This window comes from Kluyvera genomosp. 2 (genome assembly GCF_036759865.1).
Classification (GTDB): Bacteria; Pseudomonadota; Gammaproteobacteria; order Enterobacterales; family Enterobacteriaceae; genus Kluyvera; species Kluyvera ascorbata_B.
Genome location: NZ_JAPKIA010000008.1, coordinates 1 through 12,367, shown reverse-complemented (window position 1 = coordinate 12,367; position 12,367 = coordinate 1). Strand labels below are relative to the sequence as shown.

Genomic DNA, 12,367 nt, shown 5'->3' with positions numbered 1-12,367 from the left:
AGAGAATTGACACGGCTACGGCAGCAAGGCGATATTTGCCTTAATCACCTCGACCGAGCGGGCGAATTTCTCTCGTTCGTCCGCCGCCAGCTGTAGCTCAATGACCTGCTGAACGCCGCTTTGCGCCAGAACCGCCGGCACGCCAATGGCCACGCCGTTCACGCCATATTCACCGTCAAGAATGCAGGAAATAGCCAGCGCGCGGTGGCTGCCGGTAAAGACGTTGCGGCAGATTTCGGCAATGGTGCCAGCGATGCCGTATTCGGTGCAGCCTTTACCCGCATAGATTTCGAACCCCAGCTTGCGCACGCTATCGGCCATTGCCTGACGATCGAGCTCGCGGCCGGTACGACGTTGATAAACCTGGCCAATCGGAGAGCCGTACACCGAGGAGTGCGACCATACCGGGAACTGGCTATCGCCATGCTCACCGAGAATAAAGGCATCAATACTCTGTGCGCCAATATCCAGATCCTGCGCCAGCTTGCGGCGCAGGCGGGTAGTATCGAGCCAGACGCCGGTGCCGATCACCTGGCTGCGTGGCAGACCGGAAAGCTGCCATACCTGCCACGTAATGATGTCGCACGGGTTCGTAGCAATCAAAAAAATACCGTTAAATCCGCCGGCCATCATCTGCGGCACAATACTGTGGACGATTTTGGCCGTGCTTTTTAATTCATCCAGCCGCGTCTGGCCGGGTTTCAGCGCACCGCCGGAAACGGTAATGACGGCGATATCCACATCGGCGCAGTCGCTGGCGTCGCGGCAGGAAATCGTCATCATGCCGGGCATATAAGCGGCCGCGTCGCTGAGATCCTGCGCGTGGGCCTCGGCGCGGGTTTTATTGAGATCGACCAGGATCAGTTCTTCGCAAATATTCTGATTCAGCAGCGCATAGGCTGCGGATGCGCCAACGTTGCCGGCGCCGATGATCATCACTTTACGGGCTTTCGTATTCATGAATCTTCCATTGTATGGCCAAACGACGGGAATAAAGCTACTCGTTAACAAGCGGTTAGCGCAAGTGTCTGCGGACAATATAAGTTAATGCTATGAGCGGCGGCGAGAGGGAATGGTAGAGTGGCAAGATAATCACAAACAGGAGCCTGCTATGTACGCTTTCATGCTTACATCTCCCGCTGAACCCGCCGTAGTGCGCCTGATTGCTGCGCTAGACCAATATCAGTCCATGCTTTATCCAGCAGAAAGTAACCATCTTCTGGACTTGTCGATGCTACCTGCCGAACAGGTGATCATTCTGCTCATTCGTCATGGCGAGAAGGCAATCGGCTGCGGTGCCGTGGTGATGGGGGAAGACGGCCATGGTGAAATGAAGCGGGTGTTTATCGAGCCGACGCACCGGGGTAAGCAACTGGGCGAGCGGCTGCTGGTGGAGCTTGAAACGGTGGCGGTGCAGCGTGGCTGCACTCTGTTGCGCCTGGAAACCGGAATTCATCAGCATGCGGCAATTCGCCTGTACACGCGATGCGGCTATCGCAACTGCGAAGCCTTTGCACCGTACTCGCCGGACCCGCTCAGCGTATTTATGATGAAACCGCTGGCGTCTGAGGCTCATCCAGCAACGCAATAAACGCTTCCAGCTGGCGGCTCATCGCGTCGCGTCGCCACACCAGCCAGGTGGTTAACCAGCGCCATTTCTCCGCCAGCGGCCAGGCGCTGACCTGATGATGACCGGGCATACTTTCCAGCATACTGCGCGGCATCAGCGCCAGCCCGGCGCCAGCGATAACGCAGGCCAGCATACCGTGATAGGACTCCATCTCATGAATACGCCCGGGCGTGGCTCGATCGGCGTGAAACCAGCTTTCAAAGTGCCGACGATAAGAACAGTTGGCGCGAAACGCATAAATGCTGGCGCCGTTGACGTCGCTGGCGCGGGTGATGGGAGGATGACCGTGGGCGGCGACAATCATCATCTCTTCCTGATAGACCGGCATGCCATCAAGGCCGGGGTGCATCACCGGTCCATCAATAAAGGCCGCGCTCAGGGTGCCTTCCAGTACGCCATCGGTCATCGTACCGGATGGGCCGGTAGCGAGATCGAACTGGATTCGCGGATAGCGTTGATTATAGCGGGCCAGCGTCTGTGGGATGCGCACCGCTGCGGTACTTTCCAGCGCGCCGAGTGCAAATAACCCCTGCGGTTCGTCACCGGCGACCACCATGCGTGCTTCATCGACCAGGGCGAGAATTTGCTGACTGTAACGAAGGAAACTGTGTCCCGCGGGCGACAGACGCAGGCGCTGATTTTCCCGAATAAACAGCTCAACGCCAAGATCGGCCTCCAGCTGGCGAATACGGGTCGTCAGGTTGGACGGTACGCGGTGAACTTTCTTTGCGGCCTGCGTGATACTGCCGCTTTGGGCGACAGCGTTAAACATTTCCAACTGAGTTAAATCCATGCGTATTCTCGTATCGTGAATGGGGTGGTTAATATTATTCAGTTTTCATAAACGGAAGAATAGGTGAGTATGTGACCACAACGCAATCAATCAGAGAGAAAAAGATGACTTCACCTGCAACTCATGCCGTCTCCGTGAACCCGATGAATGGCGAAACGATTTCCGCGCTGCCGTGGGCGTCCTCTGCTGACGTGGATCGGGCGGTGACGCTGGCGGAGACGGCTTTCCGTCAATGGCGTAAGACCTCCGTTGCGCAGCGTGCCGATGCGCTGCGTTCGATTGGCCGCGTGCTGCGCGAGCGTGCCGAAGAGATGGCGCAATGTATTACCCGCGAGATGGGAAAACCTATTAAACAGGCGCGTAGCGAAGTGGCGAAATCAGCCCACCTGTGCGACTGGTATGCTGAACACGGCCCGGCCATGCTCGCCACCGAAGCGACCCTGGTTGAAAATCATCAGGCGGTGATTGAGTACCGTCCGCTGGGACCGGTGGTGGCGGTGATGCCGTGGAACTTTCCGCTGTGGCAGGTGCTGCGCGGTGCGGTGCCGATTATGCTGGCGGGGAATAGCTATTTATTAAAACATGCGCCGAACGTGATGGGCTGCGCGGCGCTGATTGGTGAGATTATCACCCAGGCAGGCGTACCCGCTGGCGTTTTTAATTGGGTGAATGCCACTAACGATGGCGTCACGCAGATCATAAACGATCCGCGCATTGCGGCGGTCACGGTCACCGGTAGCGTTCGTGCGGGTAAAGCAATAGGCGCTCAGGCCGGTGCGGCGCTGAAGAAATGCGTGCTGGAGCTTGGCGGATCCGATCCGTTTATCGTGTTGAATGATGCCGATATCGACCTGGCGGTACAGGCGGCGGTAACGGGGCGCTATCAGAATACCGGGCAGGTGTGCGCCGCGGCGAAACGATTTATTGTCGAAGCGGGTATTGCCGATACCTTTACCCGGAAGTTTGTCGATGCCGCCGCGCAGCTGAAAATGGGCGATCCGCGTGAGGAAGACAACTATCTTGGACCGATGGCCCGTTTTGATTTGCGCGATGAGCTTCACAGTCAGGTGATGGCCACCGTCAAAGAAGGGGCTAGCCTGCTGTTGGGGGGGGAGAAGTGCGGCGGGGAAGGTAACTTCTACCCGGCAACCGTGCTTGCCAACGTAACGCCGACGATGACCGCCTTCCGACAGGAAATGTTTGGCCCGGTCGCTGCGATCACCGTTGCTCGCGACGCCGATCATGCGCTGGCGTTAGCCAACGACAGTGAGTTTGGGCTCTCTGCTACCGTCTTTACTGCCGATACGGCGCAGGCGCAGCATTTTGCTGATGAGCTGGAGTGCGGTGGCGTATTTATTAATGGCTATAGCGCGAGCGATGCCCGAGTGGCGTTCGGCGGCGTGAAAAAGAGCGGCTTTGGCCGCGAGCTGTCGCATTTTGGCCTGCGTGAATTCTGTAACGTTCAGACGGTATGGAAAGATCGCCGATAAGCGAAACGACGTAGCCATTTCGCTCTGTTATACTTCCAGGCCGAAAATAGCCTGTGGGCAAGGAGTGTGAGTGGCTACGGTTATCAATAATGCCATGCTGGCGTCTGTCCTCGACGACGTCAGGCCGCTGATTGGACAGGGGAAGGTGGCGGACTACATTCCGGCGCTGGCCTGCGTCAGCGGCAAAAAACTGGGGATCGCGATCAGCACCGTTGACGGGCAGCACTTTAGCGCCGGTGATGCGAACGAGCGATTCTCTATCCAGTCAATTTCTAAAGTCCTGAGTCTGGTGGTGGCGATGAACCACTATCAGGCTGAGGAGATCTGGTCCCGCGTTGGTAAAGATCCGTCCGGGCAGCCGTTTAATTCCCTATTACAGCTGGAAATAGAACAGGGGATCCCGCGCAACCCGTTTATTAACGCCGGGGCGCTGGTGGTCTGCGACATGTTACAAGGGCGTCTTAGCGCGCCGCGTCAGCGGATGCTGGAAATTGTGCGTAAGCTGAGCGGCGTATCCAGTATTGGTTATAACGCACAGGTGGCGCGCTCTGAGTTTGAACATTCTGCGCGCAATGCGGCCATTGCCTGGCTGATGAAATCGTTCGGTAACTTCCACCAGGATGTCACGACGGTATTGCAGAACTATTTCCACTACTGCGCCCTGGAAATGAACTGCGTGGAGCTGGCGAAGACGTTTTTGTTTCTGGCGAATCAGGGGCAGGCGCTGCACCTCGACGCGCCGGTGATCACGCCGATGCAGACGCGTCAGGTTAATGCGCTGATGGCGACCAGCGGCATGTATCAGAATGCCGGCGAATTTGCCTGGCGGGTGGGATTGCCGGCAAAATCCGGCGTCGGCGGCGGGGTGGTCGCCATCGTGCCGCACGAAATGGCGATTGCCGTCTGGAGCCCGGAGCTGGATGAAGCGGGCAACTCGCTGGCGGGCGTTGCTGCCCTGGAAAAACTCACTCAGCAGATAGGACGTTCAGTTTACTGATGGACACGCTTGATAGCTTATTTGCCCGGCTGCAGCGCTCAACGTTTCGCAGCCGTTTTCGCCTTGGGGTGAAAGAACGGCAGTATTGTATTGATAAAGGGCCGGAGGTGATTGATAGCCACGCGGCAGATTTTATCGCCAACCGCTTAGCACCTGCACAGCCGATCAACGACGGTAAGCAGACGCCAATGCGCGGTCATCCGGTGTTTATCGCCCAGCATGCCACGGCGACCTGCTGCCGCGGCTGTCTGGCAAAGTGGCACCATATTCCGCAAGGTCAGGTCCTCAGCGATGAGGCGCAGCGCTATATTGTCAGTGTTATTCACCATTGGCTGGTGATTCAGATGAATCGTCAGGATCGGTAGCACGTCTAAGATTATTCTGAATAGCTATCGATTTTGATAGCTTGATCGGCGTTCCGGCTCTTAATAAGATGAGCCGGGCGTCGTATCGGAATAAATTGCGTTATGAATAGTTTTGACAAACTTATTACGAATAGTGAGGTGGCGGGAGCCCGGTTTGTCAGACGGATGTATCTGATGCGGATGCTCGGCACTTTCCTGTGTTTTCTACCGATTCTTTCCGTCCTGTCTGAGCATCACCGGCCGGTTTATCTTCAGGTCTTGCTTGCCATTAATGCCTTTATCTGGCCGACGGTTGCCTATCTGCGCGCGATACGTGCGCCGATACCGCGTTTGGTGGAGCAGCAAAATTTGCTGCTGGATGCTGGCGTCGGTGGCTTCTGGATAGCCATGATGTCACTGAACCCGCTACCCTCGGTAACGATAGCGACCATTCTGCTCACCGACAGGCTTTCCGCCGGTGGGGTGACGCTGATGCGTAAAGCGGCATTCATGCTGGTTTCCTGCTTCGCCCTTAGCTGGGTTCTGACCGGCATGCCTTTTATTGGCTATGTTTCTCAACGCACTATGCTGGCGACGCTGCCGCTGATTTCCTTATATGTACTTGCCTTAAGCCTGCTGACAGATGGTATTGCCGTCAGGCTGCGGCTGAAGAGTCAGGAACTGGAGCGTATTGCGATGCTCGATCCGCTGCTGGATATCGCCAACCGCCGCCTGCTGGAACAGCGTATTGCGTGGGAACTGGTGCGCCTGCAACAGCACTGTGGCCACTCGCTGCTGATGTTTATCGATCTGGATAACTTTAAAGAGATCAACGATCGCTATGGGCATAAAGTGGGCGACGTCATGCTTAAAACCGTCTCACAAATTTTGCAGATGGCGACGCGTGCTACCGATACGCCCGCGCGTTTAGGCGGCGACGAGTTTGTTATCCTGCTGCCCGATACGTCGCTGGAAGAAGGGCGGTCGATAGCTCAGCGGATTATGGATGCTACATCGCTGGTCACCGAACGTCCGGACCACTCTCAAACGTTGACGCTCAGTATCGGTATTGCCGAAGCGCTGCCGGAGATGCTTGAAGTTTCGGACTGGTTGCAGGCGGCGGACAATGCGCTGTATGAGGCCAAACGGCGCGGTAAGAACCAGATTTTTGCCCATTAATACCGATAAGAAAATGCGATGGCGGCTTCTGTTGTGTTGTCAACTTGTTAACGTAAAATCGGTGGTACCCCTTTTTCGGAGATCGCCATGAATTCAATGTACTCGCTTCATATCTTTTCTGAATCCGATATCCTTTCACATCTTGATGCGTTGTCCGGCGTGCTGACAAACTGCGTTAACGGCGGCGCATCCGTCAGCTTTATGCTGCCGTTCAGCCCGGAAACCGCACAGCAGTTCTGGCAGCGGACTGCCGGTAGCGTGGCGCGAGATGAGCGTGTCGTGCTGGTCGCTAAAGATGTCGACCAGCATATCGTCGGGACCGTACAGCTGATTGTTGACCAGCCGGAAAACCAGCCGCACCGCGCCGATGTCGCGAAACTGTTAGTGCATGAACGTGCTCGTCGCGGGGGGATTGCCCGTGCGCTAATGCAGCGCCTGGAAGCGGTCGCCGTTGACAGGCATAAAAGCGTGCTGGTGCTGGATACGGCGACCGGTAGCGGGGCGGAAAGTTTCTATCAGCGCTGCGGCTGGCAAAAGGTGGGGGAAATTCCGCGCTATGCCTGTATGCCGGACGGTGAGTTGACGGCGACGTCGATTTTTTACAAATTTTTATAGACTCGCTATTTATTCTCTCACTTTTGATCAAAACAGGGTTTCATAAGCGGAAAATCTGATAAGTTATTAGACCAATTGAGCAGGTTGTATGACTAATCCAGAAAGGAACCCATTGTGAAAACACTGAACCGCCATGATTTCCCCGGTGCCCAATACCCTGAACGTATTATCCAGTTTGGCGAAGGAAACTTCCTGCGCGCGTTTGTCGACTGGCAGATTGACCTGCTGAACGAACACACTGACCTGAATTCAGGCGTGGTTATCGTTCGCCCGATTGCCAGCGACTTCCCGCCTTCTCTGAGTACTCAGGACGGCCTGTACACCACAATTATTCGTGGTCTGAATGAAAAGGGTGAGGCGGTCAGCGATGCTCGCCTGATCCGTTCGGTGAACCGTGAAATCAGCGCTTATAACGATTACGCAGAATTCCTTAAGCTGGCTCACAACCCGGACATGCGTTTTGTGTTTTCCAATACCACCGAAGCGGGTATCAGCTATCACGCGGGCGACAAGTTTGATGACGCCCCGGCGGTAAGTTATCCGGCGAAACTGACACGCCTGCTGTTCGAACGCTTCAACCATTTCAACGGCGCAGCCGATAAAGGCTGGGTGATCATTCCTTGCGAACTGATTGATTATAACGGTGAGGCGCTGCACGAGCTGGTGGTTCGCTATGCGCAGGAGTGGGCGCTGCCGGCCGAATTCATGACTTGGCTGAATGAATCAAACGCTTTCTGCTCTACGCTGGTGGACCGTATCGTCACAGGATACCCGCGTGATGAAGCGGCAAAACTGGAAGCGGAGCTGGGTTACAAAGACGGCTTCCTCGATACCGCTGAGCACTTCTATCTGTTTGTGATTCAGGGGCCAAAATCCCTCGCCAGCGAACTGCGTCTCGACAAGCTTGCACTTAACGTACTGATTGTTGACGATATTAAACCGTATAAAGAGCGTAAAGTCGCGATTCTGAACGGTGCACATACCGCCCTAGTGCCGGTGGCCTATCAGGCCGGTATCGATACCGTGGGTGAAGCCATGAATGATGCGGAAATCTGTGCATTTGTTGAAAAAGCGATTTATCAGGAAATTATTCCGGTGCTGGATCTGCCGAAAGACGAGCTGGAATCCTTTGCCAGCGCGGTTACCGGTCGTTTTCGTAACCCGTACATCAAGCATCAGCTGTTGTCTATTGCCCTGAACGGTATGACAAAATTCCGTACCCGCATTTTGCCGCAGCTGCTAGCAGGGCAGAAGGCCAGCGGTAAGCTGCCTGCACGCTTGACCTTTGCGCTGGCTGCGCTGATCGCTTTCTATCGCGCGGAACGTAACGGGGAAGCGTATCCGGTACAAGACGACGCGCACTGGATCGAGAGTTATCAGCAGCTATGGGCGCAGCATCGTGACCACCAGATTACTACCCGCGATCTGGTCAGCGCGGTACTTTCCGTGAGCGAACATTGGGAACAAGATCTTACACAGGTTTCCGGATTGGTCGAACAGGTGGCAACCGATCTTGACGCGATTCTGACTCAGGGAATGCGTAAAGCCGTGCAACCGCTCTGCTAACGGCGGTTCAACGCTTATCAAGCCCGGCTCCGGCCGGGTTTTCTATGGCCGTAACAAGGCAACTTAGTTACAACATACATATTTTCTTTTATCACTATCCCACTGAAACACCGAGCATAAACCGCGTAACAGCCCATAAAGGGCTTCGCTAGCATACCATTTCACCGTCAGTACCGCTTGAATACATGACGTAGATCACGTTTAATATACAATTCATTAACCTGATTGATATCAAAATGATCGTTCGTCCTCACCAGCACTGGCTGGCCCGTATCTTTGTCTGGCACGGTTCCGTGCTGCCGAAAATCTTTTCGCGGTTGCTGCTTAACTTCCTGCTATCGATAGTCGTGATCCTGATTTTGCCCTGGTATTCTTCGCTGGGGGTGAAGCTGACGGTCGCCCCGTTCAGTATTCTCGGCGTGGCCATTGCCATATTCCTGGGTTTTCGCAATAACGCCTGTTATTCCCGCTACGTTGAAGCCCGTCAGCTTTGGGGACAACTGATGATTGCCTCACGCTCTTTGCTGCGTGAGGTAAAAAACACGCTGCACGACGATCCGCATCTGAATGAATTTGTGGGTCTGCAAATTGCGTTTGCCCACTGTCTGCGTCTGACGCTACGCCGCCAGCCTACGCGTGCGGTGCTGGCGAAGTATCTTTCCGAATCGCATCTTCATGAGGTGATGACCGCCCAGTCGCCGGCAAATCGTATTTTGCTGATTATGGGGGAGTGGCTGGCTCAGAGGCGTCGGGCAGGGCAACTGTCGGATATTCTGTACCATAGTCTGAACATTCGCCTCAACGATATGTCCATCGTGCTGGCCGGCTGTGAACGTATTGCCAATACGCCGGTGCCTTTTGCCTATTCCCTGATTTTACATCGCACCGTGTACCTGTTCTGCATCATGCTGCCGTTCGCGCTGGTTGTTGACTTACACTATATGACGCCATTTGTCTCGGTGCTGATTTCGTACACCTTTATCTCTCTGGATACGCTGGCGGAAGAGCTTGAAGAACCCTTCGGTATGGAAAATAATGATTTACCGTTGGATGCTATCTGCAACGCTATCGAAATCGATCTGCTGCAAATGAACGATGAACCCCAGATACCTGAGCGCCTTACCGTCGATAAGCATTACCAGCTCAGCTAAGAGGAAAAACGCGTGACCGTAATCATTCGTGCCATACAGGCTGAAGATAAAGCGCAGTGGTTGGCGCTATGGCAGGGTTACAACACTTTTTATGGCGCGACACTGGCCGACGATGTCACGGAAAACACGTGGCAGCGAATGCTCAATCCGCAATCGCCTGTTTTTGGCCGAGTGGCGGTGGTAGAAGGGCGCGTGACCGGTTTTGCCCTGTGCGTATTACACGAAGGCACGTGGGTGACCCAACCCATCTGTTATCTGGAAGACCTGTTCGTGGACCCGTCATTTCGTGGCCTGGGCATTGCCCGGCAACTCATGCATTTCGTGCTAAATGAAGCCAAAGAACAGAAATGGTCGCGTTTCTACTGGCATACGCGTATTCATAATCCTGCCCGTAAGCTTTATGATGAATTCATCTCCGCAGATGATTACGTACGTTATTGTGTTAGGCTGTAAAGCCAGGATGCAGAATAAATCATTAAGGTTTTCCCTGTTTAATGGTTGCACCGACATAAGGAGAATCAAAATGGAAAAACGAATCGAGACTGCCGTTAACATCATTCTGTTCATTTCACTGTTCGCTACCGCCTGGGATCTGTCGCTGGTACGCGCGCTTGGCTGGTAAGCGGTACGCTCGGCTGAAACGGGCGCAGGACACGCTGCGCCCCTGTACATTTCATGAACGCCTCATTAATCAACGGCTTTTAGGCTAATTACCCACAAGGTTGTGCACCGTTTCTGTGGATAACCTCAGCGAAGTTATCCGCGAAAGGTTTTACGCCATTCCCCCGGGCTGACGCCCATTCTTTCACGAAAGGTCTGGCGAAACGTAATAGATGACTGAAAGCCTGCGCGCTCCGCGACCTGCTCAATGGAAAGCTGGCTGCTCTCCAGCAGGCTCTGACTCCGTCTTAACCGCTCAGCGGTGATCCATTCACCAATCGACATACCGGTAGCTTTCTGAAAATGGCGGGTTAGCGTACGGCGGCTCATCGCCGCTCGCTCGGCCAGTGAGTCGATGTTAAGTGTCTGACCGAGGTTATTTTGCAGGAAAAGAAGAAGCTGATTAATCCGCGTATCGTCAGTTCGCAGTGGTACCGTAGGTTCAATAAACTGGGCCTGGCCGCCTTCACGGTGTGGCGGCGTGACCATACGCCGGGCTATCTGGTTTGCGACGCTCGCACCAAGACGCTGACGAATCACATACAGGCAGCAGTCCAGCGCGGCGGCGGTGCCAGCCGAGGTAATCAGACCATCGTCGTCGGTATACAGAACGTTGACATCGAGCGTTACCTGAGGGAAAAGCCGTGAAAAGTCAGGCTCATATTCCCAATGCGTCGCGGCTCGACGGTGGTCGAGTAACCCGGCATAGGCCAGAACAAATGTTCCCAGGCACAGACCGACCACTGTCGCACCGTTAGCACGTGCGGTTTTCAACGCGGCCAACAATGCGGTCGACGGTTTCTCGTTCACGTCTCGCCAGAAGGGCACGATGACAATATCGCTTTGTGTCAGCGCGGTAAAATCTGCCGTGGCCAATACCGCTGTACCTTCCTTAGACCAGACCATCCCAGGCGTTTCAGCGCATATGATACGGCGAAATGCTGGCGCTGTCGCCAAACAAAATTAGCGGTACCGAAAAATGAAAGGTGCTGAACCCTTCACTGGCCACAATCGCAACGGAGGTGGGGGTCATTATGTTCTCACTCTTTAATACGTGACAGTGTCACCATCTACTGGGGCACAGACGAAATCCTCTATCTGGTTATCTCGAGCATATTCCAGCAGCGCTTCTCGCGTCACCAGACAATGGTTAATCGCCCCCATATGGGTGGCAACGATCTGCGCCTGCGGCAATAGTGCATGTGCTTTTAGCAGATCTTCATTGCCAAAAATAATCGGGCCAAATCCCAGCACGTGTGCCCATCCGGTATTCATCACCAGCACTTCCGGCTGATAGTGGCGCATATTTTCAGCAATGGCGTCGATCCAGATTGTGTCGCCAACCAGATAGAGCGTTTTTTCTTCCGGATGCTGAAATACTACGCCGCAGGCTTCGCCAAGTCGTTCTGCCAGTTCAGGTATCGCGTAGGCGGCGTCTGATCCATGCTGCCCGTCGGTTTTGAGCAAACGGATGTGGCCAAAATGACTGTCAGCTGAAAGGAGGCGCACTTCGCTAAAGCCCTTAGCGCGCAGGAGTGCTTCATCATGGGCATTCTGCACATAAATCGGTATCGACCCTGGAAGAGCAGCGGCGGCCGCGTCATCCCAATGATCGAGATGAGTATGCGTCACAATCACCGCATCCACGTCGATAATCTCGCCGATCGGCAGAGGCAGTTCCACCATCGGGATACGAATATCGGCGCGGGCCGTGCCGGGAAAGCCCGGGTAGGTGTCTTTGGCCGCCAGCATCGGGTCAATCAGAAAGCGTTTACCCGCGTAGTGAATCAACTGGGTGGCGTTGCGGATTTGGGTAATGTTCATAGTGAGAGTCCTGTTGTGTGAGGAGATGAACACAGTATGTCGGATTCTCAGCGTTGCGCCGCTGGTGATCTTGACCCGCCATTTCCGGACAGCTTTTGTATCTTAAGTTAACGATGCC

The 12,367-nt window shown here is 54.7% G+C and carries 12 protein-coding genes and 1 pseudogene; 9 read left to right on the top strand and 4 right to left on the bottom strand.

Features of this window, described 5'->3' with window-relative positions:
- Positions 1-15 precede the first annotated feature (15 nt).
- Positions 16-960: an L-lactate dehydrogenase gene (locus V6942_RS10060; RefSeq protein ID WP_182967843.1), complete on the bottom strand. Its 945-nt coding sequence runs from the start codon at positions 958-960 to the stop codon at positions 16-18.
- Positions 961-1,111: 151 nt separating this feature from the next.
- Here V6942_RS10060 and V6942_RS10055 point away from each other — a divergent pair, with 151 nt between their 5' ends.
- On the top strand, positions 1,112-1,591 hold the full coding sequence (locus tag V6942_RS10055; RefSeq protein WP_333501201.1) for a GNAT family N-acetyltransferase: 480 nt from the start codon (positions 1,112-1,114) through the stop codon (positions 1,589-1,591).
- Here the strand turns inward: V6942_RS10055 and ptrR are convergent.
- On the bottom strand, positions 1,545-2,423 hold the full coding sequence (ptrR, locus tag V6942_RS10050; protein WP_333501200.1) for a putrescine utilization regulator PtrR: 879 nt from the start codon (positions 2,421-2,423) through the stop codon (positions 1,545-1,547). The two genes, V6942_RS10055 and ptrR, sit on opposite strands and share 47 nt — an antisense overlap.
- A gap of 104 nt (positions 2,424-2,527) precedes the next feature.
- Here ptrR and sad point away from each other — a divergent pair, with 104 nt between their 5' ends.
- From sad to V6942_RS10010, 8 genes are all read left to right on the top strand, one after another.
- A complete protein-coding gene (gene sad, locus V6942_RS10045; protein ID WP_333501199.1) occupies positions 2,528-3,913 on the top strand; it encodes a succinate-semialdehyde dehydrogenase in 1,386 nt (461 codons plus the stop codon).
- Between the two features lie 70 nt (positions 3,914-3,983).
- Positions 3,984-4,910, top strand: coding sequence for a glutaminase B (glsB, locus tag V6942_RS10040; RefSeq protein WP_106930632.1), 927 nt, complete (start codon positions 3,984-3,986; stop codon positions 4,908-4,910).
- Positions 4,910-5,275 (top strand): DUF4186 domain-containing protein, encoded by a 366-nt coding sequence (locus tag V6942_RS10035; protein ID WP_106930634.1) that lies wholly within the window; start codon positions 4,910-4,912, stop codon positions 5,273-5,275. The genes glsB and V6942_RS10035 overlap by 1 nt, the downstream gene beginning before the upstream one ends.
- A gap of 165 nt (positions 5,276-5,440) precedes the next feature.
- A complete protein-coding gene (locus tag V6942_RS10030) occupies positions 5,441-6,433 on the top strand; it encodes a sensor domain-containing diguanylate cyclase (RefSeq protein WP_106930636.1) in 993 nt (330 codons plus the stop codon).
- 87 nt (positions 6,434-6,520) lie between these two features.
- On the top strand, positions 6,521-7,048 hold the full coding sequence (locus tag V6942_RS10025; protein ID WP_182928928.1) for a GNAT family N-acetyltransferase: 528 nt from the start codon (positions 6,521-6,523) through the stop codon (positions 7,046-7,048).
- Between the two features lie 114 nt (positions 7,049-7,162).
- Positions 7,163-8,614: a tagaturonate reductase gene (locus tag V6942_RS10020; protein WP_182928927.1), complete on the top strand. Its 1,452-nt coding sequence runs from the start codon at positions 7,163-7,165 to the stop codon at positions 8,612-8,614.
- 236 nt (positions 8,615-8,850) lie between these two features.
- Positions 8,851-9,765: a bestrophin family protein gene (locus V6942_RS10015; RefSeq protein WP_106930642.1), complete on the top strand. Its 915-nt coding sequence runs from the start codon at positions 8,851-8,853 to the stop codon at positions 9,763-9,765.
- Positions 9,766-9,777: 12 nt separating this feature from the next.
- Positions 9,778-10,218 carry a GNAT family N-acetyltransferase gene (locus tag V6942_RS10010; protein ID WP_106930644.1) on the top strand — a complete coding sequence of 147 codons (441 nt, stop codon included), beginning with the start codon at positions 9,778-9,780 and terminating at the stop codon, positions 10,216-10,218.
- 303 nt (positions 10,219-10,521) lie between these two features.
- On the opposite strand, the pseudogene V6942_RS10005 reads toward V6942_RS10010, so the two are convergent.
- Both V6942_RS10005 and V6942_RS10000 read right to left on the bottom strand, forming a co-directional pair.
- Positions 10,522-11,458, bottom strand: a pseudogene (locus V6942_RS10005) (GlxA family transcriptional regulator).
- Positions 11,459-11,472: 14 nt separating this feature from the next.
- On the bottom strand, positions 11,473-12,249 hold the full coding sequence (locus V6942_RS10000) for an MBL fold metallo-hydrolase (RefSeq protein WP_333501198.1): 777 nt from the start codon (positions 12,247-12,249) through the stop codon (positions 11,473-11,475).
- Between the last annotated feature and the right edge of the window lie 118 nt (positions 12,250-12,367).